Genomic DNA, 22,008 nt, shown 5'->3' on the forward strand with positions numbered 1-22,008 from the left:
CGGGTCTATCTGTGCAAGCGCAGTATCTGACGAGGGGAGAATCCCTGTGGCAAAGGGATGGGAAGCGATCGGCGCCAACGGCGTCTCACTCGGGGTGGAGCACTTCGGGGATCCGACAGCACCGCTGATTCTGCTCACGGGCGGAACCACCATGTTCTCGTGGCCCGACGCGCTGTGCACCGCACTCGCTCGCGGCGGGCACCACGTCGTGCGGTACGACCTGCGCGATTCCGGTGCGTCGACCACCGTCGATCCCGAGAAGCCGGCCTACACCCTGCGCGACCTGGCCGCGGACGCCGCGGCGCTCGCCCACGAACTCGACTCGAGGCCGGCGCATCTGGCGGGCATCGGTGTCGGCGGAATGGTGGCCCAGGTAGCCGCGCTCGATCATGCGGACGCTTTCGGCGCACTCACGCTCGTCGGAACGCGGCCTGTCGCTCCGGGGCCGGTCGACGACGATCTGCCCGACCATGACGACGCAACCATGGGCCGGCTGTTCTCACATCCGATGCCGGACTGGTCCGACCGCGCCGCCGTGGCGGAATTCGCCGCCGCCGGCGCCGAGATCCTCGGCGACGACCCCGCCGCCGCTCGCGTGAGCGCCGAACGCATCTGGGACCGCACGCAGAGCACCGAACCGGCGATCCAGATGGCCAACCAGCTGGGAATGGTGTTCTCCAAGCTCGACTGCAAGCCGCGCTGGCGCGAACGCCTGCCCGAACTCACGATCCCGACACTCGTGGTGCACGGCAGGCACGACCCGTTCTTTCCCCTCGGCAACGGTGAGGCGTGCGCACGAGAGATCCCCGGCGCGCGGCTACTCGTGATGGAAGATGCGGCGACCGCGATCCCCGGTACGGCCGCCGACGGGGTGGCGGCCGCGATGCTCTCCCTGGGGCGGTGATACCGCCTCAGTGCGCCGTCGTGTCCTTCTTCCGCTTCGGAAGCAGGTGCGCGATCAGCACGACGATCGCGCCCAGGATCAGTCCGACGACGGCGGACGCCACCGTTCCCGCGGTCCACGACAGGACGCCGCCGAAGCCGCCGTGCACGAGTTCGCCGAACCAGTGCTCGAGGTCGTGCAGACGGTCGGCCGGCCAGTGGAATCCGGCCTCGCCGACGTTGACCAGCAGGATGTGGCCGCCCACCCACAGCATCGCCGCGATGCCGACCACGGTGAGCACCGCCATCACCTTCGGCATCGCGGCGACGAGGCCGCGGCCGATCCGCTGACTGAGCGTCGACTTGCGCTGGGCGAGCGCGAGACCCACGTCGTCCATCTTCACGATGACGGCGACGACGCCGTACACGAGGATGGTGATCAGGATCGCGACGACGATCAGAACCATCAGCCGGGTGAGGAACGGTTCGTCCTCTACCGACGACAGGGAGATCACCATGATCTCGGCGGACAGGATCAGGTCGGTGCGGATGGCACTGCTGACCATCGCCTTCTCACGTTCGGGCCCGTCCTGCAGCGCCGGCGCGTCCTCGTCCTCGTGGTGGCCGCCGGTGAGTGCCTCGTAGACCTTCTCGGCGCCCTCGTAGCAGAGGAAGAGACCACCGGCGATCAACAGATAGGGCAGCGCCGCCGGCAGGAACTGGCTGAGAATCATCGCCACCGGGAGGATGATCAGAAGCTTGTTCCGGATCGATCCGATCGCGATCTTCCGGATGATCGGCAGTTCCCGCTTCGGCGAGAAGCCGTGGACGTAGCGGGGCGTGACAGCGGTGTCGTCCACGACCACCCCGGCCGCCTTGATGCTCGCCTTGCCGGCCGCGGCGCCGACGTCGTCGATGGATGCCGCGGCCGCTTTCGCGATCGCTGCGACGTCGTCCAGCAGGGCGACGAGACCACCAGCCACGGGAACCTCCCACTTTCGAATGTGTCCAGCCGGATGCGCTGAGCCGGTCGAGCGACACGTGCTCGGGGCTAGTCAGCCTATCGCCGCGCGGGGAGCGGCAGCCACACCGGCTCGGCCGGGATCCGCTCCACCGCCGCCCGCCGGCCCGACACGCTCGTGTCGGTGCCGTCGCGCACACTGGACGCCGTGAGAACGGTGCTGGTATCCGACAGCGACGGTGCCACGCTGGTCCGGACCGACGAGTCCGGCGCTCCGGTGGAGGCGCCGCGCCGCACGGCAGACGTCGCGGCGACGGTCCGGGAGATCGAGGCGGCCGAGCATCCGCGCTGGGTGTTCGAGGACTCCGCACGTGCGTGCCCGCCGCTGCTCGCGGAGGGTGTGCGCGTACAGCGCAGCCACGACCTGCGGCTGACCGGCGCGCTGCTCGACATGCGCGCCGGGCGGCTCGCACCCGCACCCGAGATGCCCGTCGACGACCGTCCCGGACTGTTCGACGCGGTCGCGTCCACCGCGCCCGACGTGGTGATCGAGCGGCACCGCCGCCAGCTCGCGGCCATCGCGGACGATCCACGCTTGCGCCTGCTGGTGGCCGCGGAGTCGGCCGGTGGGCTCGCGGCCGCCGAGATGAGCCACGACGGGCTGCCGTTCTCCACCGACGCCCATCTGGCGCTGCTCGCCGACGCGCTCGGCCCGCGCACTCGGGACGACATGCTGCCCGTCCGCCTGCACCAGGTGACCGACGAGGTGTCGGCGGCGTTCGGGCGTCAGGTCAACCCGGCGTCGCAACCCGAGGTGGTCGCGGCGTTCGCACGCGAGGGCATCGAACTGGCGTCCACGCGCAAGTATCTGCTGCGGGAGATCGACCACCCGGCCGTCGAACCGCTGCTGCGCTATCGCGACCTGGCGAAGCTGCACGCCGCCAACGGCTGGACGTGGCTGGATGCGTGGGTGCGCGGCAACAGGTTCCGGCCCGTGTACGTGCCGGGCGGGGTGGTGTCCGGCCGCTGGGCCAGCCGCGGCGGCGGCGCGCTGCAGATCCCGAAGGCGTTGCGCACGAGCGTCATCGCCGATCCCGGACACACCTTCGTGATCGCCGACGCCGGCCAGCTCGAGCCGCGCATCCTCGCGGCGATGTCCGGCGACCCGCGGATGACCGCGGCGGCCGGCACCGACGACCTGTACGCCCTCGTCGCGGCCGAGGTCTTCGCCGGAGACCGCGCCAAGGCCAAGATCGCGATCCTCGGTGTCCTCTACGGCGCCACGGCCGGCGAGGCCCGCGCGCTCCTGACACTGCTGCGCAAGCGCTTTCCCGTCGCGGTGCAACTCGTCGAGGACGCGGCCCGGGCAGGTGAGCGCGGCGAGGTGGTGCACTCGTGGCTCGGCCGCGCCTGCCCGCCGCCGTCGGACTCGTGGTGGTCCAACGGCGACACCCACGCGCGTGGCCGGTTCACCCGCAACTTCGTCGTGCAGGCCACCGCCGCCGAGTGGGCGCTGTGTCTGCTGGCAGATCTGCGCCGGCGCCTGTCCGCCGCTCCGGGTGACGGCGAGTTGGTGTTCTTCCAGCACGACGAGGTGATGGTGCACACCCGCCGTCCCGACGCGGCGGCCGCGCACGTTCTCGCTTCGGCGGCGTCGGCGACGCGACTGCTGTTCGGCGACACAGCAGTTCGGTTCCCGATGGAGGTCGAGGTGCGAGAGTGTTACGCCGAGCCGGAGGACTGACGCGGCTCCGCCGCACCGCCCCGGATGGTGTCGTGCTGTACCGGGACGAGTCGCTTCTTCGGGAGCAGGAACAGCCACGCGGCGATCACGAACGCCACCTCTCCCACGGGTTGGGCGCGCCCGTCACCTGATCGGCGTCACCGTCACGGTGGATATCCGGCGGCCGTCGAGCGCCTCGACGGTGAGGTGGAACCCGTCGACGTCGACGCGGTCGCCGAGTCGGGGCAGTCGTTGCAGTCGATGCTGCACGAAGCCCGCGATCGTCTCGTACGGACCCTGGGGAAGCGCCGTACCCGTGTCCCGCTCGAAGTCGTCGACGAGCAACCGGCCGTCGACCCGGGACCGCTCGGTGTCGGCGACTCGCGGCTCGGGGTCGAACTCGTCACCGATCTCTCCGACGACCTCTTCGACGATGTCCTCGACCGTCACGATGCCGGCGGTGCCGCCGTACTCGTCGACGACGAGCGCTATCTGCGAATTGTCCTGGCGCATCACGGCGAGGGCGGCGAGCGCCGGTTTCGACCCGGGCAGACGCAGCAGCGGCCGGGCCAGGTCGCCCACAGTCTGCGCCTCGCCGCCGCGCGCGAGCAACAGGTCCCGTAGGTGCACGAAACCGGCGACGTCGTCGAGGGTCTCCGCGCACACCGGGTAGCGGCTGTGGCCGAGTGCCAGCGCGTCGCCGCGAGCCCGCCGCACCGGGGTGTCTGCGCCGAGGAAGTCCACGTCGGTGCGCGGGCGCATCACCTCGACGAGCGATCGCCGGGCCGCGTCGAACACCTCCGTGAGCACCCGGCGCTCCTCCTCGGCGACCGCGCTGTGCCCGGTCACCAGCTCGCGCAGTTCCTCGTGGGTGATCTCCTCCCCCTTACGTCCGGGATCGCCGCCGAGGATCCGCACCAGAGCGTTCGTGGACAGCGAGAGCAGCCAGATGACGGGTCGGACGAGTCGGGCGAACCGGTCGAGCGGCGGCGCGGTCACCAGCGCGACACCGGTTGCGCTCTGCAGCGCAATGCGTTTGGGGACGAGCTCACCCAGCACCAGCGACAGGTACGAGATCACCAGGGTGGTCGCGACGAGCGCCACCGCGTCCGCCGTCCCGGCCGACAGACCCCAGTGCCGCAGCGTGGGCGAGAAGTTCGGGGCGAGTGTGGATGCCCCGTAGGCGGCCGAGAAGAACCCGGCGACGGTGACTCCGATCTGCACGGACGACAGGAAGCGGTTCGGATTCCGCGCGAGCGCGGCCGCACGCTCACCCCGCCGCCCGTGCTGTTCCAGCGCGCGGAGCTGCCCTTCCCGCAGCGACACGAGTGCGATCTCGGTGGCCGCGAACACGCCGCCGATCAGGATGAACACAACCACCAGAACAAAGTTCAGGATCGTGCCGCCGTTCACACCCCGAGACTAGCGCCGCGGCGCGCTGCCGTCCTCCACCTCCACCCGGCTACCTCGAGAGGACGCACATCCGTATCGTCGAGGCCGCAGGTCGGTACGACGAAACTTCAACGATCACAATCGCATCGGAGTGAATCATGAGGCTTGACGGAAAGGTCGCGATCGTCACCGGAGGCGCCGGGGGTATCGGACGAGGGATCACGCGGGCGTTCACGAAGGAAGGCGCCAAGGTTCTGGTCGTCGACATCAACGACGAGGCGGGCAACGCGCTCGCGTCGGAACTCGGCGATTCGGTCCGCTATCTCGCCGCCGACATCTCGAAGGAGGCGAGTGCCGCCCAGATCTGCGCGGCCGCCGTGGACGCGTTCGGCTCGGTGGACGTGCTCGTCAACAACGCCCACGCGTCCCGGCAGGCACCCCTGCTGCAGACCACCCAGGAGATGATGGACCTGGCCTTCGGCACCGGCTTCTATCCCACCTTCTGGCTGATGAAGGCGTGCTACGAGCAGTTGAAGGCCCACGAGGGCTCGGTGATCAACTTCGCGTCGGGCGCCGGAATCGACGGCCAGGTGAACCAGGCGTCGTACGCGGCGGCCAAGGAAGCCATCCGCGCCATCTCCCGCGTCGCGGCCAACGAGTGGGCGGCCGACAACATCAACGTCAACCTGATTTCGCCGTTGGCTCTCACCGAGGGCGTCGAGGCCTACATCGCGGCCAATCCCGGCATCGAGGAAGCGCTGCTGTCCCGAACCCCGCTGCACCGCTTCGGTGATCCCGAATCCGACATCGGACGGGTCGCGGTGTTCCTCGCCAGCGCCGACGCGTCGTACATCACCGGACAGACACTCATGGTCGACGGCGGCAGCATCAAACTGCGCTGAGTGTCCGGCATCCGCACACGCGTCCCGCCTTCGATGTGGTGATCGGCCACCGCCGGCGAGATGGCGTGTTGTACTGGTCTGCATTGGTTGTCCGGCCGCGATCGCGCACGAGGAGCACCGATGACACGAGTGGAGTCCTCCGGTGACACGCCGCCCGGCACGGTGACGCGCGTGCGCCGCGGTTGGCCGGTGTTCACGGTCCTCGCGATCGCGATCGTCGCCTTCTTCCTGGGCGGACTGGGCGGTTCGTTCCAGGGCAAGCTCGCCGAGGTGCAGAAGAATGACAACGCGTCCTATCTACCCGGATCGGCGGAGTCGACGATCGTCGCGAACGAGAGCGCGAAATTCCTGAAGGTGGAGACCATTCCGGGTGCCGTGGTGTTCCACCGCGACAGCGGGTTGACGGACGCCGACAAGGCCGCGATCGACCAGGCGCGGATCTCGATGGCGTCGGTGGAGGGCGTGGACGCCGACGGCGTGACGCCCACGCAGATCTCGACGGACGGCACCACCGCGTCGGTGTTCGTGCCGTTGATCGCGAAGCAGGACGGAGCGACCGTCCAGGGCAACGACCTCGCGGCCGCGGAACAGGACGTCATCGACGCGGCGCAGAACGCGGTGCCGTCGGATCTCGAGGTGTTGCCCGCGGGCCCCGGCGGCCTGCTGGTGGCGTTCATCGACGCGTTCGAAGGCCTCGACAGCACGCTGCTCGGTGTCGCGCTGCTGGTGGTGATCCTGATCCTCTTGGTGGTGTACCGGTCGCCGATCCTGTGGTTCTTCCCGCTGTTCTCGGCCCTGCTCGCGCTGGGGTTGTCGTCGATGGTGATCTACGTCCTCGCCGACCACGAGATTCTCACCCTCACCGGACAGAGCCAGGGCATCCTGTTCGTGCTGGTGATCGGTGCCGGCACCGACTACGCGCTGCTGCTGATCGCGCGATATCGGGAGGAACTGCACTTTCACGACAATCGCTTCGACGCGATGATCAAGGCATGGCGGGAGTCCGCGCCGGCGATCACCGCCTCCGCGGTGACCGTGATCCTCGGCCTGCTGTGCCTGGGCTTCTCGCAACTGAACTCGAACAAGAGCCTCGGCCCGGTCGCCGCGATCGGCATCGCGTGCACGTACGTGGTGATGATGACCTTCCTGCCCGTGGTGTTGTCCGCAGTCGGCCGGTGGGTGTTCTGGCCGCGCAAGCCCCGGACCGACGGTGCGACAGACCTTGCGACACACGGGCTGTGGGGGCGGATCGCGGACGTCGTGGGGCGCCGGGACCGGCCCGCGTGGATCGGCGCCACCGTCCTGCTGGCGGTGCTGTTCGCGGTCGGCATCGGCAGCCTGCAGACCTCCGGTCTCACCGCCACCGAGAACTTCACCAACGAGCCCGACGCCGTCCGCGGGCAGGCACTCTACGACGCGAACTTCGACCAGGGTGCCGGGGCGCCCGCCGTCGTCGCCACGAACGCGTCCACCGTCGACGCCGTCATCGCTGCCGCGAGTGGAGTCGAGGGTGTGCGGCAGGGCCCGGGCTCGGTGTGCGTGCAGGTCGACATCGAGAAGGTCAAGGCGCTGCTGCAGAACTCCGGTGGCAATGCGCAGCAGCTCCCGCCCGGCTGCCCGCCGTCGCTGCTGAACGTCGCGCCGATCGACGGTCGGACCATCGTCAATGTGGCACTGGCCGATTCGTACGATTCGCCGGAAGCCCTCGAGACCGTGGAGCGCCTGCGCGACACCCTGCACGCGGTGCCGGGCGCGGATGCACTCGTCGGCGGTAGCTCGGCCGCGACGCTCGACGTACAGACCGCGTCGGTACACGACCGGAACCTGATCATCCCGATCGTGCTCGTCGTGATCTTCATCGTGCTCGCGGTGCTGCTGCGGGCGCTGCTGACGCCGCTGATCCTGATCGCGACAGTCGTGCTGAGCTTCGCCGCGACCCTGGGCGTGTGCGGATTCTTCTTCACGCACGTGTTCCATTTCGCGGGTGCAGACCAGTCGTTCCCGCTGTTCGCGTTCGTGTTCCTGGTCGCGCTCGGCATCGACTACAACATCTTCCTCATGACTCGTGTCCGGGAGGAGACGCTCACGCACGGCACCCGGTCGGGCGTGCTGCGCGGCCTCGCCGTGACCGGCGGCGTCATCACGTCGGCGGGCATCGTGCTGGCGGGCACGTTCGCGGTCCTCGGGGTGCTGCCGCTGGTGTTCCTCGCCGAGGTGGGCTTCGCGGTCGCGTTCGGCGTCCTGCTCGACACGATCGTCGTACGCAGCGTGCTGGTGCCGGCACTCTCGCACGACATCGGCCGGAAGATCTGGTGGCCGTCGAAGTTGGCGCAGGCGAAGAACTGAGCCGTCGACGGTCGGCGGGACGGCGCATCGGTTGACGGATCGGTCCGGAAGTGGTCGGCTGGTAGGTGATGGATGGCGCGCCTCGCCCGCGCCGCGGCCAGGTACGCGCTCTCCACCGATGATGCCCTGCAGCCCAAATACTTTCGGGGCGTCGTCTCTACCGCACGGAAACGTGATCCGTAGGGAAGGAATGAGATGTCGAACTACACCACCGACGACTCCGGTATCCCGGTACCCAGCGACGAACACTCACTGACCGTCGGACCCGACGGGCCGATCCTCCTCCAGGACTACTACCTGATCGAGAAGATGGCCCAGTTCAACCGTGAGCGCGTGCCGGAACGCCAGCCACATGCCAAGGGCGCCGGTGCGTTCGGCACTTTCGAGGTCACCAACGACGTGAGTGCCTACACCAAGGCGGACCTGTTCCAGCCCGGCAAGAAGACGGAGATGCTCGCGAGATTCTCCACCGTCGCCGGTGAGCGGGGCAGCCCGGACACGTGGCGCGACCCTCGCGGCTTCGCCCTGAAGTTCTACACCGAGCAGGGCAATTTCGACATGGTGGGCAACAACACCCCCGTGTTCTTCGTCCGCGATCCCATGAAGTTCCAGGACTTCATCCGGTCCCAGAAGCGGCGGGCCGACAACAATCTGCGCGATCACGACATGCAGTGGGACTTCTGGACGCTGTCTCCCGAGTCGGCACACCAGGTGACATGGCTGATGGGTGACCGCGGTATCCCCCGCACGTGGCGGCACATGAACGGGTATTCGAGCCACACGTACATGTGGGTGAACGCGCAGGGCGAGCGGTTCTGGGTGAAATACCACTTCAAGACCGACCAGGGCATCGAGTTCTTCACGCAGGACGAGGGCGACCAGATGGCCGCCATGGACACCGACTACCACCAGCGGGACCTGTGGGAGCACATCGACGGCGGCGACTACCCCACCTGGACGCTGAAGATGCAGATCATGCCGTACGAGGAGGCCAAGACCTACCGGTTCAATCCGTTCGATCTCACCAAGGTGTGGCCGCACGCCGACTACCCGCTCATCGACGTCGGCACCATGAAGCTGGACCGCAACCCGGCCGACTACCACTGCGAGATCGAGCAGGCCGCCTTCGAGCCGAGCAGTTCGGTGCCGGGCACCGGGCCGAGCCCCGACAAGATGCTGCTCGGTCGGTGGTTCTCCTACCCGGACGCGCACCGCTACCGGATCGGATCCAATTACAAGGAGTTGCCGGTCAATTCGCCGCATGCCGGGCCGCGGAACTCGTACACCAAGGACGGGCAGTTGCGGCACCACAATCCGGGCGATCCGGTGTACGTACCGAACTCGAAGGGCGGCCCGCACGCCGACGCCTCGGTGTCCGGCGAGTCCCCCGGCTGGTACACCGACGGCGAGATGGTCCACCAGGCGTACACGCTCCGCAAGGACGACGACGACTGGGGTCAGGCCGGCACGATGGTGCGCGACGTCCTCGACGACGCGGCCCGCGAACGGCTGGTGTCGAACATCGTGGGGCACCTGCTCAACGGGGTCACCGAGCCGGTTCTCTTGCGCGCCTTCGACTATTGGCGCAACGTCGACAAGACCCTCGGCGATCGGGTCGAGGACGGCGTCCGCGCGAAGCAGGGGGAGAAGGATCCCAAAGCCGCGGGCCAGTCCAATCCGGCGCGGTCCTCGGCTCAGGCGAAGGCGTGAATGTCTGATTGATCCCGAATCCGTGATAGACAGCTTCCCAGGGGAGCTGTCTGTTACGGGGAGGGACATTGGGCGACGACAACGAGGCGGGGACGTCCCGCGCGGTCGCGGCGTGGACGTTCGGGCTGTCACTGGTGTCCGTCGTGGCCGTCGGCGTCGTCGTCGCGGGGTTTCTGCACAGCCCCGAGCCCGAACTGACGACCGCACTGCCGACCACCACGCCACCGACCACCGAACCCGAGCGGCCCGAGTACTCGTACGTCACGCCGTCGGTGACGTATCCGACGCAGATCCCCGGATGCGATGTCGTCGAACGGCCGGGCGAGAGCGAGTGGACTGCGTTCGTGGTCGACCGCGACTCGGGTTACGACAACCCCGACTACCCGTGGTTCTCCGGACCCAAGGCCGGTGCCATGTCGCGGGCGCCACGGGACGCGCTGCCCGGCGGCGTGGAGGTGGAGTTCGCTTCGCCCGAACGGTCGCTGATCTTCCAACCGATCATGAGCGAGGACGCGCCGGAGGACGGCGCTCCGGATTACGACGGCAACACCAATGCCGACGCGACACTGTCGCGGGATGGGAAGAACGGCTCCCTGTCCGTCGCGGTTCGGCTCAGCACCGACGCCATCCCGGCATGCGTAGCCGGATACCTCGACGCGCGCCGGACGCTCGCCGACGGCACCGTCGTCGACGTCCTGGACACGTGGTCGGAGACCAACGGGGTGCGCACCCTGTCGCGCAGTGCCAGTGCGTACGCGCCGGACGGGACCCGCGTCTCGGCCTATGCCACCGATGCCGCGGTCGCGGACTCCGGGCAGGCGAACAGCGGGACCGTACCGCTCACCGTCGACGAACTCGTCGTGCTCGTCACCGCGCCCGGCCTGCGCGTGACGGCCCCGGTCCCGCCCGGCAGCGCCACCCCGCCCGCCTCGTGTTCTTCCCCGGTCGAGCAGCGGTCGGGTCCGGACATCGACCGCGCCACCGCCGAACGGTTCGGCACGATGCTGGCGGCGGTGCCCCTCGACGGCCTGACACTCGATCGTCCGCTCGGCGCGCTGCAACCAGCCCGTCTGGGCGGCGACGCCGTGTGCCAATCGGTGCGGGTGACCACACCGGGTCGGGAGTCGACGCTCGACGTCGCGATCGCCGGCGGGCAGGAACTGCCGTCGACCGACGCCCCACCCGAGGCCTCGAGTGAGCGCAGTCGCACCACGGTGCGACAACTCCCCGACGGGTCTGTCGTCGAACAGAGCGAGCACGACTACACATCGATGGGTCTGCACCCCGGTTCCGAGACGAGAGCGACGACGCAACGGGTCGTGACCGTCACCCGCCCGTCCGGGACCCTCGTCCGAGCGTCGTCCGAGGCGGACTCACCGTCCGTGCCGGTGTCGTTCGAGCAGCTCGACGCGATCGCGCTCGTACCCGGGATCGAGGTGCCCAGGTGAAGCGCGAGATCCGTAACCTGCTCGCGGCCGCGGCGGTGGCCGTCGTGACCGTCACCGGCGCCGTCGTCACCGTCGCGCAGGCAGGAGACGACGGCACCCGCAAGATCACCGGAACCAACGATGCCGCACCGGGGCTGGGCTGGTCGGTGGACGCCGCTGCGATGCACGGACAGGCGTTCGCGGAGTTCCGCGATCCCCGCACCGGCAGCGAATTCGACTGGGGAAGTAGCGGTTTCATTGCCGCTGATGACGTCGTCGTCAGTATCGTGGGCGTCTCGCACGGCGGCATGACCCTGACCGATCCCCAGATGTTCGGGATCGACGCCGGCAACGGTGCGGTGCGCTGGCAGAGCGCGGCCGACGACCTCGGGGGCTGCGCGGAGGCTCCCGTAGACGGCCGCCTCGTGTGTTTCACGGCGCCGCTTGCGGAGGACCCGGCCCTCGTCGGATTCGATCTGCGCACCGGCGAGATCACCCGAACACCCACGGACTGGATGGTTTTCGCTATCGCCGCCCACGACGACCGCTTGTATGTCGCGGAGGGCAACATCGAGGACGACGACGTCCGCCTGCACGCCGGCACCCTCGCCGACCCGGACGCGCAGTGGTCGCAGCCGTTCGCGATGGGCTCGATCTGGGAGGACGACCTGCCCCAGGCCCTGGACGTCGCGCATGGTCAGGGCCTGCTCACCCTCGGTGCGGATGTCGCCGGCTTCGATCTCGACAGTGGCCGGCCGACGTGGACCACGCGACTCGAGGGCTGTTCGCGGGCCGTCCCCGGCGACGGTGGTGTCGTGGTCCGGTTCCGCACCGAGTGCGACGGCTACCGGATCACCGGGTCCGATGCCATCGGCAGTGACGGACGCACCATCGTGTCGACCGAAGGCGCGGGGGCCCAGAACCTCTCGTTCGATCACCCCGCCGACGAGAGCCTTCCACTGCTGGTCGGCGACGGCGCGTACGACCGCCGGACCGGCGAGCGGGTCTGGACCAGTCCTGATCTCGTCGCCGCGCGCGAACCCGACGAGTACAACTCCGACACCGTCCGCGGTACGGCTGTCGCTGTGGCGGGGGACGTCGCGATCCTGCGCCCTGGGGCGCAGACGATGTCGGGACTCGACCTGCGTACCGGTGAACGGTTGTGGACCCATGACGACAAACGGTTCGGAACCGTTGCGGCACTCGACGGGCCGTCGCTGTTGACGATCGACGGTGACGGGATCCGCGCCGTCGACACCGGGACCGGGGAATCGCTCTGGGACACCCCGTTCCGCAAGATCGACGACGACCCCGACGCGCTCGCCTCGGACGGAATGCTCGCCGCCCCGCATCCCGGCCACTACGTGTACGCCTCGTCCCGGACGATGATCGGGTTACGCCCGCTGCCGCGGTAGCCGCCTGGGCGGCGTCACAGGAAGGCCTGGCTCGTCCACAGGTGGAACAGCGCGTAGGCCCGCCACGGCCGCCACGGCTCCGACGCCGCAGCAGCCTCACGCGGCGTCTTCACACCCAATGCCCGGCGCAGCACCAGATCCCCTGACGGGTAGGCGTCACGGTCACCGAGCACCCGCACCGACAGGTAGTCCACGGTCCACGGTCCGATGCCGGGCAGCGCGAGCAGCCGGGTCCGGAACTCGACCGGATCGGCGCCGGGCCCCAGGTGCAGCCCGTCCGACGCCGCCGCGGCGAGCGCCTGCACGGTGCGGGCGCGGGCACCGGTGAGTCCGACGGCCTTCCGGATGATCGCCGGATCGAGTGCGGCCAAGGACTCGGGTTCAGGGAAGCTGACGAACCCGTCGAATGCGGTCGGGATGCCGAACGCCGCCACGAACCGGGATCCGAATGTCCTTGCCGCCGAGAGCGACACCTGCTGACCGAGAACCGTCAGCACCGCCGTCTCGAAGCCGTCGACGGAGCCGAGTACCCGCAGGCCGGGCCGCGCCGCGACGTGCGGCGCGAGCAGGGTGTGCCGCGCGAGTGCGGCGTCGACGACGTCCGGGTCGGCGTCGAGGTCGAGCCAGCGGCGAACCAGTGCTGCGACATGCGAGACATCGGCGGAGTGTGCCGCCCGGATGTCCGCCTCGACGTGGTCGGTCCCGGCGAAGCGGACGCTCACCACCGCGGGCCCGTGCGGCGCGGGCACCACCCGGGTGTGCGTCCCGCTCTCGACGTCGTGGCGTTCGAGGCCGTCCACCGCGTGCGCCGCCAAGGCGCCGAGCATGGGCGCCGTGGTGAAGGGTGGGCGGAACGGCAAGTTCGTGGCGGTCAACGTTCATCCTCCAGCCCGGTGACCCGCAGCGTGATGTTGAGCCGACCGGCAGTGAGGCCGCAGTCGGGGTCGGCAGTGCCCGGAAATACCTTGGGTACACCGTGGTACGCGAACCGTGACGGGCCGCCGAACACGAACAGGTCACCCGACTGCAGTTCGACGTCGGTGTACGGCTTGGTGCGGGTATCGGGGTTGCCGAAACGGAAGGTGCAGGTGTCGCCGATGCTCAGCGACACCACCGGGGCGTCCGCCCGCTCCTCCTGGTCGCGGTGCATGCCCATGCGGGCGGCGTCGTCGTAGAAGTTGATCAGCGCGGCGTCCGGCTCGTAGGCGGCACCCGCAGCCGGATCGTCGTAGGCGTCGGCGACGGCACGTCTTCCCAACTGCGCCAGCCACTCCGGCACCGGCAGCACCCGCCCGCCACCCGCGTCACCGGCGATCCGGCTGTAGCGGTACGGCTGCCAGTGCCAGCCCAGGCACACGGTCTGCACCGACATCGCGTGCCCGGTGGGCAGGCGCGCGGCCCGCATCGGCACCGGCCCGCGCGCCCAGTCGCGGCACGCCTCCACGAGTCGGCGTTGCTCACCCAGGTCGAGCCAGTCGGGGACCAGCACCGCACCGTCCGCGACGGTGCGGCGGGGCCGAGGCAGCAGGGCCGACATCTACCGGTCCCCCTTCCCGTGCGATCGCTTCCATTCGTCGTACTCGTCTCGTAGGCACACCGCGCACGGCCGGTAGCCGGCGGCGACAGCGGTGTCCTCGTCGGCAAAGAACACGCGCTGTGTCACGTAGCCGCCGCGGGCGATGGCGCGGGCCGCGCCCGGACAGTCGAGCCTGCCGTAGATGCGGTCCTTGCGGTGACCGCCGAGAGTGCCGGGAGTGGCGCTCTCGTAGGGCTTCCCGTCCCTACCGATCAACATGTACATCCCCGATTCACTCCGCATCATGCAGTACCAGTCCGAGCGTGCGCCGGACGCCGCCGCGGACGGTGCTGACCCCGTGCCGCATCGGGGCCGCGGACCAGCCGCGCACCGACTCCACCGGGCGGTCGTTGGTGGTGAAGACGAACGCGTGCCCCTGCCGCAGCACGGTGGCGGTGCCGCGGGACTGGGCGCGGGCGCGCTGCTCGACCAGCAGGAACTCGCCGCCCTCGTGGTCAACGCCGGGCGCGTCGAGTCCGATCACCACCTGCAGCGGAAACACCAGCTCGCCGTAGAGGTCCCGATGCAGCGCGTTCCAGTCGTCCGGACCGTAGCGCAGGATCAGCGGGGTGGGCCGGCGCTGCCCCGCCGCGTGACACATGGTGAGCCACTCGTCGAGGGTGTCGGGCCACGGCGCCGGCCGGCCCAGCCGCCATGCCCACTCCCGCGCGACCGGCAGAAGTTTCACGTAGAACCGGGCCCGCATCTCGGCGATCGTCGGCGGCAACGGGTAGTCGAAGTACCGGTACCGGCCGGCGCCGTAGCGGTGCCGCGCCATGTCGACCGTCGACCGGAACAGCGCGTCGTCGTCGAAAAGCTCCGCCAACTCCCGGCATTCGCCGGGATCGAGGAGCGGACGGGCGCTCTGGGCGCCGCCGAACCGGTCGAGCTCGTCGAGCAGCGGCGTCCAGTCGAGGGCGTCGACGCGGTCCGCGAGCGCGCTCACGCCGCCTCCAACGTCAGCAGCGCGCGCTTGGTGTCGACGCCACCCGCGTACTGGCCCATGCTGCCGTCGCTGCGCACCACCCGGTGGCACGGCACGAACAGCGGCAGCGGGTTGGTGGCGCAGGCCGATCCGACCGCCCGGACCGCGCGCGGGCTGCCGGCGGCCTCGGCCACCTGCGCGTAGCTGGCGGTGCGGCCGTACGCGATGTCGGGCAGGCGGGTGAGGACAGTGCGCCGGAAACCGCTCGACAGGCGCAGATCCAGCGGGACGTCGAAGCGGGTGCGCCGGTGCGCGAAGTACTCGTCGAGTTGCCGGGCCGCGGCGTCGAGCCGTCCCGGAGCCTCCAGGATGCGCGGGCTCACCTGCCGAGCCAGCATCGCGAGCACCACGTCGTGGTCCTCCCGTGGGTAGGCCACCCGGACCAGCCCGACGTCGGTGGCGACGAGCAGCAGCCGTCCGACGGGGGTGTCGACGGACCGGTAGGCGAGGTCGAGCAACCCGTCGCGGTCCGCGGCGGTAACGAGTCGGGCGTGCAGGCGGCTCAGATCCGAGGGGTCCACGCTCGGGGTGGGGATGACGCTCATCGGACGGCTCCTTCCTGAGCGAGTGGTTCGGTGGCGGCCGGGTAGGTGCGGCGAAGCCGGGCGATGCCGTCGGCGGCGGCGCGGCGGGCCGCATCGGTGCTGTTGCCGAGGATCGCCGCGACCTCCGCATACGGAAGTCCGGCCAGGTGGTGGTAGACGACGGCGGCGCGCTGCGTGAACGGCAGATCGGCCAGGGCGTCCCACAGTTCGTGGTTCCACGCGCCGGGCAGATCCCGCGCCGACGCCCGGTCGGGCAGGTCGTCGGTGGGGACCGGCGTGCGTTGTCGGACGCGGTACACGTCGACGGCCTTGCGGTGCGCGATGGTCACCAGCCACGCCTCGACGTTCGCGCCGGGCGGCAGGTCGGGGTACGCCCGCAGCGCCGCCAGGAACGTCTCGGACCACGCGTCGTCGGCGTCGACGGGCCCGAGCAGTGCCCGGCACACCCGCAGTACCACCGGCCCGTGCTCGGTGACGATGTTCTCGAACGGTTTCAGTCCCACACCGGGTAGACGCTCCGGTGCGCCGGAACGTGAGGATCGATCCGCGTCAGAACAGTCCATCCTGGATTCCCACGGCGGCCGGGCTCTCCAGATCCAGCAGGAACTGCTTGCGTCCCAGCCCGCCGGCGTAGCCGGTGAGCGCGCCGTTGCTGCCGACCACGCGGTGACACGGGACGATGATGCCGATCGGGTTCCGGCCGTTGGCGGCGGCGACGGCGCGGATCGCGGCGACGTTGCCCAGATGCTCCGCGAGCTGCAGATACGACCAGGTCTCGCCGTACGGGATGGTTCGCAGCGCGGCCCACACCCGCTGCTGGAACTCGGTACCGCGCGGTGCGAGCGGCACCGTGAACTCGGTGCGCTCCCCGGCGAAGTACTCGGTGAGCTGCGAGGTGACGTCTTCGAAGCCGGTGTCGGTGCGCGGACCGAACCGCGCACCGTCCGGCAAGTGCCGCTGAAGGTGCATGTACAGCCCGCACAGACCCTCGGGATTGCGGACCAGCGTCAGCGGCCCGACGGGCGAATCGACGACGGTGTGTTCGGCATCCACAGCTCCGATCCTCCCAGCAACCACCGACAGTCCGGGAAGTTCGGGCAGGATTGCAGAATGCCGCTTCTCCCCAACCCGCTCCAACTCGTCTCGACGGTCCAGAAGGCGGCGCAGTCGTCCCTGCAATGGTCCGTGGACACGGCCGTCTTCGTCGCCGGCCTGCCCACCCGGGTGTCGGCGCTGCTCGACGAGGCCGAGGGCCTGGTGCGGCAGGTGTCCGGCGTGGTCGACGGCGCGGCCCGCGCGGTCGCCGCGGCCGACACGGTGATCGCCGCGTGCGCCGCGCTGGTCGATCGCACTGCGGTGGTCGCGGGCGAGACGGAAGTGGTGGTGGCGTCGGCCTCGCGGTCCGCAGCCGTCGCCGACCAACTACTCGAGATCTACCGACCGCTGGCGCTGACGGCCGCGCCGCTGGCGACGCAGTTCGTCGACGAGATCAGCGAGGACGAGGTGCACGCCGCGGTCCGGCTGCTCGACCAGCTTCCCGAGCTGACCGACCGGATGGCGGCGCTCATGCCGATCCTCGCGACGCTCGACACCGTGTCCCCGGAGATCCACGAGCTGCTCGAGGTGGTCAAGGACGTGCGGCAGGCGATCATCGGGGTTCCCGGGTTCGGCTTCTTCCGCCGTCGCGGGGAGGACAAGCTGGGCGAAGGCGAGTAGGCCGAACCCTGCCCCACAACGAAAGGCAGAGCCGATGGAACCGCAACCGCACGGCACGCTCGTCCGCACGCCCGGCGGCGTCGACCTGCGTCTCACCCGCACGTTCGACGCCCCGATCGACGACGTCTGGGCGAGCATCACCGAATCCGGACGCACCGCAGCATGGTTCGGACCGTGGGAGGGAGAACCCGGCGCCGGCAACACGATCCGCGTGCAGATGGCGTTCGAGGAGGACGCTCCGTGGACCGACATGCGCATCGATGCGTGCGAGCCGCCGCGACACCTGGCGCTGTCCACCAGCGACGACGCCGGGGCGTGGCGACTGGCCGTCGACCTGCGTGAGGCCGACGGCACCACCGAGTTGACGCTCACCCACGTCGGCGTCCCCGACGAGGCCGTCAGCGAGATCGGGCCCGGCTGGGAGTACTACCTTGACATGCTCGTCGCGGCGCGCAACAGGACGCCCCTGCCGGACTTCGCGAACTACTTCCCCTCCCAATCCGGCTACTACCGGGACCTGGCCGCGAATCTCGGTTAGCGCTCGACCGACTTCGCGAGCAACGGCAGCGTCCGGAACGGCACGATCTCCGACAGCACCACCACCGACATCGACCGCGCAACGGTCGACGAGTGGTGCAGTGCGATCAGCAGGGTCTGCAGGTCGTCGTGCGACGCGGTCGCGACCCGGCACAGGACGTCGCCGACGCCGGTGGTGGCCCACGCCTGGACCACCTCGGGAAACTCCTCGAGTTCCTTCGTCAACTGTCCGAGCGAGCCCTGCGCGATCTCCAGGGTCACGAACGCCTGCACCGGGTAACCGGCTGTGTGCAAATCGATCTCGGGCCCGTAGCCGGTGACGATCCCGGCCTCCTCGAGACGGCGCAACCGCGCCTGCACGGTGGCGCGGGCCACCCCGGCCCGCCGGGACAGTTCGAGGATCCCGATCCGCGGCTCGTCGCGCAGGCGGGCGATCAGGTCGACGTCGAGCGCGTCCAGTCGATGCCCACCCCGGTCCATGGCAATGTCACGGCGTGACGCGGGAGCGGGCGACGATCACCGGGCACTGCGCGTGATACAGCAGCGACTGGCAGGTGGAGCCCAGGAGTGCGCTCTCGAAGCCGCCGCGGCCGCGGCTACCGACGACGATCGAGCGGGCGGTGGCACTGAGGGCGACCAGGTGCTTGGTGGGCCCCGCCTCCGCGATCACGGTTTCGACCTGCACCGACGGGAACTTGGCGCCCAGGGTCGCGATCAGCCGATCGATGCGGCCGCGGGCCTCCTCGTCGGCCTCCTGCGTGCCGCGCCGACGACGCGCGTGCACGGCCGTCATCTCGGCATGCCGGATCGACGCCTCCTGCATCGCGGTGCCGACGACGATGTCGGCGCTGTCGGAATGGTCGACGCCCGCGACGACGGGACCGGACGTGGGCGGGACGGGGCTGCCGTCGGCGCCGCGCACCACCGCAACCGTGCACTTGGCGTGATGTGCGAGGGAGAGGGCGGTCGACCCCAGGACCATGCGTTCGAAGAAACCGGCGCCCACCGACCCGACCACCAGCAAGCTCGCCTTCTCCGACAGGTCGACGAATGCCCGATTGACCCGGCCGCGAAGCAGTTCCACCTCGATGTCGATGGTGTAGTCCTCGATCGTGGCAGCTTCCCGCGCAGCCTTGAGAGCCTCCCGGCCGGCCGCCTCTTCTTCCTCGAGGTCGTCGGCGACGAACGGGAAGTCGTTCTCGGTGTCGATGACGTGCACCAGTTTCAGCGGCACCTTGCGGGCGTGGGCTTCGACGGCCGCCCACCGGACGGCGTGGATCGCGGCGTCGGATCCGTCGACGCCCACGATCACCGGCCTGGTCTCGTTCGCTGGTGACATCGTCCACTCCGATCGGCTCGTGTGTGCACGTTCGGTATCAGACTAACGGCGAAACCCTGCCGTGGCGTGAGCTTGGGACCGCGATCGTGGCTTCGGTCAGGACGCCATTTCGTCCGAGGGATCCTGATTCGTCCGGGCGTCCGCTGCATCCTCGAGTTCCGCGAGGCTCGCGCGGATGAGTTCCAGGTAGTGGTCCAGATCCGGCATGGTCGCCTTGTCGGCGATCACGGTGAGCATCAGGCTGCCATCCGCGGTCGTCACGACAAAGTGGCGCAGCTGGTCTCCATCGACGGGCGGTTGGGCACCGATCACCGCCACCGCCGGCGCACCGTTGAGCGTGAAGCCCTCGATCGAGAAGGGCATATTGCTCACCATCGTGTGCTGGTGCCGCGGACGAGACGGGTCAGGGGTGCTCTTCTTGCGCGAGTACGCCATCAATCGCAGCAACGGCGGGGGCGCGGTCTCCATCGCCGCCGCCTGTCGGCGCACCGCGATATGAGAGGTTCGGGTCTTCTCCGACTTCGATGACAGAGCGATGAGGGCAACTCGTTCGAGGGGATCTGTAATGCCGGTGTGCATGTCGACGCCCATGATCGCCAACTGGTTGGCGGACTCCCATTCCTCGATCTTGCGCATGGATCGCGGCACCATCGCGACGAGCGAACCCTGATGAGGCTCGCCCTTCTCGGCGAGGTAGCGCGCGAGGGCGCCGCCGATCACGGCAAGCAGTACATCGTTTGCAGTGGCGTCCGGAGCGGCTGCGCGGATACGGCGAACCCCGCTCGCGGGCAGAGTAACTGGAGATAGAGAGCCGAATCCGGTCACCTTGCCGTTGAAGCGGGTGGCAGGCTGCTCGACCGCCTCCACCCACTGCCCGGACTCCGCGGCCTCGTTCACCTCACGGACGGCTGCTCGGTTGCCCGGAACATCCTTGGCGAACCGCCGGAGCGCTCCGGGAAGTCCCAGTACCGACCTGGCGAACATGCGACCCCGCAGGAAGCGCGTGGCCGGCACAGGGTTCGCGGGAGCCGCCTTGTCCGAGAAGATCTTCTCAGCCAACTGCAGGACCGCGAGCCCATCACCCGCGCTGTGGTGGGTCTTGAGCACGACGGCGGTCCGCCGACCGGACTGGCCGTCCATTCCGGTTATTCCGGTGAGAATGTGCAACTCCCACGGTGGACGGGTGAGGTCCATCCGCGAGGTCAGCAGTGCGTCGAGATGCTGTTGCACGGGCACCCATCCGGGTTCGGAGATCGCGCGGACTCGAACATGCTGATTCAGGTCGAGATTCGCGACCGGTTCCCAGAAGGGGTGTGCGAGACCCAGAGGAACACGGCGGATCCGGTGTGTGAACATGCGGTTGTGGCCGAGTCTCGCAGCCACCCATTCGACTGCGGCGCTCTGCGACAGCTCGGCTGGCTGCCGATCTGTGTCGAACAGATACACAGCGAGGAGGTGGCCGGGATGCCCGTCCGACTCGTTGTAGACGAAGTCGGCGTCGCGTGGACTGAACTGTTCGACCCCCGCAACCGGTACTTCAGACGAAGGCATGGACACTCCTATCGGTTCGATCTGTAGTGCGATCGCATCGGCGGTCCGATTCGCGTCTTGTCCCGCGAACACGAAACCGAGGCGTCGAACCCGCTGTCGGGTGCGAGAGCCTCGGTTCCGCCACGTGAATACGATGGGCGCCGGCTACTTCTGGGGCGGGTTCTCGAGAATCTTGCTTCCCGTGCCTACCAACCCGAAGATCGCGGCGATCACGGTGATCGAGCCGTTGAGGTACTGCTGGACCATTTCGAAGACCTTTCTCTAGACCGGATTCGTTATGGGCGGGTTCGGGTTCAGAGACAGAGCATTCAGGTACTGAGCGAGCGTGCCCACCAGATCGATAGACCCGAACCCGACCAGGTCGGCGCTGTACGTGAGAGACAGATCGAACATGTTTTCCCCTCCTTCGTTACTGGCCGACGGTCGAGCCGAGAGTTGTGCCGACGGAGCCGAGGCCGCCGTCGAGGCTTCCAGCGATGCCTGAGGAACCTGCAGGCCACAGCGCGATCACGTCACCGACGACATTGAAGATCGCGTTGACGATGCCGTTGAGGCCATTGAAAATGGGCGCTTCCAGAGAACCCACGTCGACACTCGTGACGAGGTCGACAAGACTTCCGGTGTCCACTACGAATCACACTCCTTCAAAAAATTGGTCGTTTTACCCTCGTCAGAAGGGGACGAAGGTGAAGTCGGTCGACAAAGCCAGCGGGACGAAGAGCATGTTTCCTATGATCATCTGTACGAGTTCATTCGTGAGCAACGGAGCCAGCGATCCCAGCGTCATTCATCTACTCCTTCTCTCAGAGATTTGGCACGGCAGTACAAATCTGCCGTCAGCTCATTTCCAACAGGCCGGCCAGCGACCCGGTGAGGCCCTCGACGCCCGGCATCCACGAGCCGCCCCAGACGTCGTCCAGGAGGCCGCGCACCAGTACCGCCGTCGCGTTCAGAAACGACACACTCATTCGAAATCCCACCCTCTCGGTCGGTGTTGAAAC

24 protein-coding genes are annotated in these 22,008 nt (G+C 68.9%); 9 read left to right on the forward strand and 15 right to left on the reverse strand.

Annotated elements, in window-relative coordinates:
• Positions 1-46: 46 nt before the first annotated feature.
• A complete protein-coding gene (locus C7H75_RS22880; RefSeq protein ID WP_064076310.1) occupies positions 47-904 on the forward strand; it encodes an alpha/beta fold hydrolase in 858 nt (285 codons plus the stop codon).
• A gap of 7 nt (positions 905-911) precedes the next feature.
• On the opposite strand, the gene C7H75_RS22885 is transcribed toward C7H75_RS22880, so the two are convergent.
• Entirely contained in the window at positions 912-1,865 is a 954-nt protein-coding gene (locus tag C7H75_RS22885; RefSeq protein ID WP_081184074.1) for a DUF808 domain-containing protein, read from the reverse strand.
• Between the two features lie 186 nt (positions 1,866-2,051).
• Between C7H75_RS22885 and C7H75_RS22890 the strand changes: the two genes are divergently transcribed.
• On the forward strand, positions 2,052-3,587 hold the full coding sequence (locus tag C7H75_RS22890) for a bifunctional 3'-5' exonuclease/DNA polymerase (RefSeq protein WP_175271978.1): 1,536 nt from the start codon (positions 2,052-2,054) through the stop codon (positions 3,585-3,587).
• A gap of 123 nt (positions 3,588-3,710) precedes the next feature.
• On the opposite strand, the gene C7H75_RS22900 is transcribed toward C7H75_RS22890, so the two are convergent.
• The gene (locus tag C7H75_RS22900) at positions 3,711-4,979 is read right to left on the reverse strand and encodes a hemolysin family protein (RefSeq protein ID WP_081184069.1); all 1,269 of its coding nucleotides are present in this window, start codon (positions 4,977-4,979) and stop codon (positions 3,711-3,713) included.
• Positions 4,980-5,116: 137 nt separating this feature from the next.
• Here C7H75_RS22900 and C7H75_RS22905 point away from each other — a divergent pair, with 137 nt between their 5' ends.
• The 5 genes from C7H75_RS22905 (at position 5,117) to C7H75_RS22925 (ending at position 12,758) form a co-directional block, all read left to right on the forward strand.
• Complete coding sequence (locus tag C7H75_RS22905; protein WP_106851872.1) at positions 5,117-5,860, forward strand: SDR family NAD(P)-dependent oxidoreductase; 744 nt, start codon at positions 5,117-5,119, stop codon at positions 5,858-5,860.
• A gap of 120 nt (positions 5,861-5,980) precedes the next feature.
• Complete coding sequence (locus C7H75_RS22910; RefSeq protein WP_013417486.1) at positions 5,981-8,206, forward strand: MMPL family transporter; 2,226 nt, start codon at positions 5,981-5,983, stop codon at positions 8,204-8,206.
• A gap of 195 nt (positions 8,207-8,401) precedes the next feature.
• Positions 8,402-9,916 (forward strand): catalase, encoded by a 1,515-nt coding sequence (locus tag C7H75_RS22915; protein WP_106851873.1) that lies wholly within the window; start codon positions 8,402-8,404, stop codon positions 9,914-9,916.
• 68 nt (positions 9,917-9,984) lie between these two features.
• On the forward strand, positions 9,985-11,364 hold the full coding sequence (locus tag C7H75_RS22920; RefSeq protein WP_106851874.1) for a hypothetical protein: 1,380 nt from the start codon (positions 9,985-9,987) through the stop codon (positions 11,362-11,364).
• Complete coding sequence (locus C7H75_RS22925) at positions 11,361-12,758, forward strand: outer membrane protein assembly factor BamB family protein (RefSeq protein WP_106851875.1); 1,398 nt, start codon at positions 11,361-11,363, stop codon at positions 12,756-12,758. Before C7H75_RS22920 ends, C7H75_RS22925 begins: the two co-directional genes overlap by 4 nt.
• Positions 12,759-12,772: 14 nt before the next feature.
• Here C7H75_RS22925 and C7H75_RS22930 read toward each other — a convergent pair whose 3' ends face one another.
• The 7 genes from C7H75_RS22930 to C7H75_RS22960 are packed head-to-tail and all read right to left on the reverse strand — an operon-like array spanning position 12,773 to position 16,917.
• Positions 12,773-13,633: a DNA-3-methyladenine glycosylase family protein gene (locus tag C7H75_RS22930; protein ID WP_106851876.1), complete on the reverse strand. Its 861-nt coding sequence runs from the start codon at positions 13,631-13,633 to the stop codon at positions 12,773-12,775.
• Positions 13,630-14,295 carry an alpha-ketoglutarate-dependent dioxygenase AlkB family protein gene (locus C7H75_RS22935; RefSeq protein ID WP_005517018.1) on the reverse strand — a complete coding sequence of 222 codons (666 nt, stop codon included), beginning with the start codon at positions 14,293-14,295 and terminating at the stop codon, positions 13,630-13,632. Before C7H75_RS22935 ends, C7H75_RS22930 begins: the two co-directional genes overlap by 4 nt.
• Positions 14,296-14,559 (reverse strand): Ada metal-binding domain-containing protein, encoded by a 264-nt coding sequence (locus C7H75_RS22940; protein ID WP_106851877.1) that lies wholly within the window; start codon positions 14,557-14,559, stop codon positions 14,296-14,298.
• Between the two features lie 7 nt (positions 14,560-14,566).
• On the reverse strand, positions 14,567-15,280 hold the full coding sequence (locus tag C7H75_RS22945) for a 2OG-Fe(II) oxygenase (RefSeq protein ID WP_106851878.1): 714 nt from the start codon (positions 15,278-15,280) through the stop codon (positions 14,567-14,569).
• Complete coding sequence (locus C7H75_RS22950; protein WP_064059391.1) at positions 15,277-15,864, reverse strand: methylated-DNA--[protein]-cysteine S-methyltransferase; 588 nt, start codon at positions 15,862-15,864, stop codon at positions 15,277-15,279. Before C7H75_RS22950 ends, C7H75_RS22945 begins: the two co-directional genes overlap by 4 nt.
• Positions 15,861-16,367 (reverse strand): RNA polymerase sigma factor, encoded by a 507-nt coding sequence (locus C7H75_RS22955; RefSeq protein WP_064059392.1) that lies wholly within the window; start codon positions 16,365-16,367, stop codon positions 15,861-15,863. Before C7H75_RS22955 ends, C7H75_RS22950 begins: the two co-directional genes overlap by 4 nt.
• Before the next feature lie 46 nt (positions 16,368-16,413).
• Positions 16,414-16,917 carry a methylated-DNA--[protein]-cysteine S-methyltransferase gene (locus tag C7H75_RS22960; RefSeq protein WP_064059393.1) on the reverse strand — a complete coding sequence of 168 codons (504 nt, stop codon included), beginning with the start codon at positions 16,915-16,917 and terminating at the stop codon, positions 16,414-16,416.
• 57 nt (positions 16,918-16,974) lie between these two features.
• On the opposite strand from C7H75_RS22960, the gene C7H75_RS22965 reads away from it, so the two are divergent.
• Positions 16,975-17,580, forward strand: a complete 606-nt coding sequence (locus tag C7H75_RS22965; RefSeq protein ID WP_064059394.1) for a hypothetical protein — start codon at positions 16,975-16,977, stop codon at positions 17,578-17,580.
• Positions 17,581-17,614: 34 nt separating this feature from the next.
• Positions 17,615-18,118 carry an SRPBCC family protein gene (locus C7H75_RS22970; protein WP_106851879.1) on the forward strand — a complete coding sequence of 168 codons (504 nt, stop codon included), beginning with the start codon at positions 17,615-17,617 and terminating at the stop codon, positions 18,116-18,118.
• Here the strand turns inward: C7H75_RS22970 and C7H75_RS22975 are convergent.
• From C7H75_RS22975 to C7H75_RS26380, 6 genes are all read right to left on the reverse strand, one after another.
• Positions 18,115-18,597, reverse strand: a complete 483-nt coding sequence (locus tag C7H75_RS22975; RefSeq protein ID WP_013417499.1) for an Lrp/AsnC family transcriptional regulator — start codon at positions 18,595-18,597, stop codon at positions 18,115-18,117. The genes C7H75_RS22970 and C7H75_RS22975 overlap by 4 nt on opposite strands.
• A gap of 7 nt (positions 18,598-18,604) precedes the next feature.
• Positions 18,605-19,456, reverse strand: a complete 852-nt coding sequence (locus C7H75_RS22980; protein WP_013417500.1) for a universal stress protein — start codon at positions 19,454-19,456, stop codon at positions 18,605-18,607.
• 96 nt (positions 19,457-19,552) lie between these two features.
• Positions 19,553-21,007, reverse strand: a complete 1,455-nt coding sequence (locus C7H75_RS22985; protein WP_044991501.1) for a wax ester/triacylglycerol synthase domain-containing protein — start codon at positions 21,005-21,007, stop codon at positions 19,553-19,555.
• Positions 21,008-21,268: 261 nt separating this feature from the next.
• Positions 21,269-21,400, reverse strand: a complete 132-nt coding sequence (locus tag C7H75_RS26375) for a hypothetical protein (protein ID WP_013417503.1) — start codon at positions 21,398-21,400, stop codon at positions 21,269-21,271.
• 16 nt (positions 21,401-21,416) lie between these two features.
• Positions 21,417-21,635 (reverse strand): hypothetical protein, encoded by a 219-nt coding sequence (locus C7H75_RS22990; RefSeq protein ID WP_013417504.1) that lies wholly within the window; start codon positions 21,633-21,635, stop codon positions 21,417-21,419.
• A 208-nt stretch (positions 21,636-21,843) separates the two neighbouring features.
• A complete protein-coding gene (locus tag C7H75_RS26380) occupies positions 21,844-21,975 on the reverse strand; it encodes a hypothetical protein (RefSeq protein ID WP_013417505.1) in 132 nt (43 codons plus the stop codon).
• Positions 21,976-22,008 lie beyond the last annotated feature (33 nt).

Source organism: Rhodococcus (subgen. Prescottella) equi (genome assembly GCF_003013675.1).
Taxonomy (GTDB): domain Bacteria; phylum Actinomycetota; class Actinomycetes; order Mycobacteriales; family Mycobacteriaceae; genus Prescottella; species Prescottella equi.

Bases quoted from the DNA above. Each gene is read 5' to 3' on its own strand.
- C7H75_RS22905 (WP_106851872.1), top strand. From the start codon at position 5,117: ATGAGGCTTGACGGAAAGGTCGCGATCGTCACCGGAGGCGCCGGGGGT.
- C7H75_RS22910 (WP_013417486.1), top strand. From the start codon at position 5,981: ATGACACGAGTGGAGTCCTCCGGTGACACGCCGCCCGGCACGGTGACG.
- C7H75_RS22915 (WP_106851873.1), top strand. From the start codon at position 8,402: ATGTCGAACTACACCACCGACGACTCCGGTATCCCGGTACCCAGCGAC.
- C7H75_RS22935 (WP_005517018.1), bottom strand. From the start codon at position 14,295: ATGTCGGCCCTGCTGCCTCGGCCCCGCCGCACCGTCGCGGACGGTGCG.
- C7H75_RS22940 (WP_106851877.1), bottom strand. From the start codon at position 14,559: ATGTACATGTTGATCGGTAGGGACGGGAAGCCCTACGAGAGCGCCACT.
- C7H75_RS22950 (WP_064059391.1), bottom strand. From the start codon at position 15,864: ATGAGCGTCATCCCCACCCCGAGCGTGGACCCCTCGGATCTGAGCCGC.
- C7H75_RS22965 (WP_064059394.1), top strand. From the start codon at position 16,975: ATGCCGCTTCTCCCCAACCCGCTCCAACTCGTCTCGACGGTCCAGAAG.
- C7H75_RS22970 (WP_106851879.1), top strand. From the start codon at position 17,615: ATGGAACCGCAACCGCACGGCACGCTCGTCCGCACGCCCGGCGGCGTC.
- C7H75_RS22975 (WP_013417499.1), bottom strand. From the start codon at position 18,597: ATGGACCGGGGTGGGCATCGACTGGACGCGCTCGACGTCGACCTGATC.
- C7H75_RS22980 (WP_013417500.1), bottom strand. From the start codon at position 19,456: ATGTCACCAGCGAACGAGACCAGGCCGGTGATCGTGGGCGTCGACGGA.
- C7H75_RS22985 (WP_044991501.1), bottom strand. From the start codon at position 21,007: ATGCCTTCGTCTGAAGTACCGGTTGCGGGGGTCGAACAGTTCAGTCCA.
- C7H75_RS26375 (WP_013417503.1), bottom strand. From the start codon at position 21,400: ATGTTCGATCTGTCTCTCACGTACAGCGCCGACCTGGTCGGGTTCGGG.
- C7H75_RS26380 (WP_013417505.1), bottom strand. From the start codon at position 21,975: ATGAGTGTGTCGTTTCTGAACGCGACGGCGGTACTGGTGCGCGGCCTC.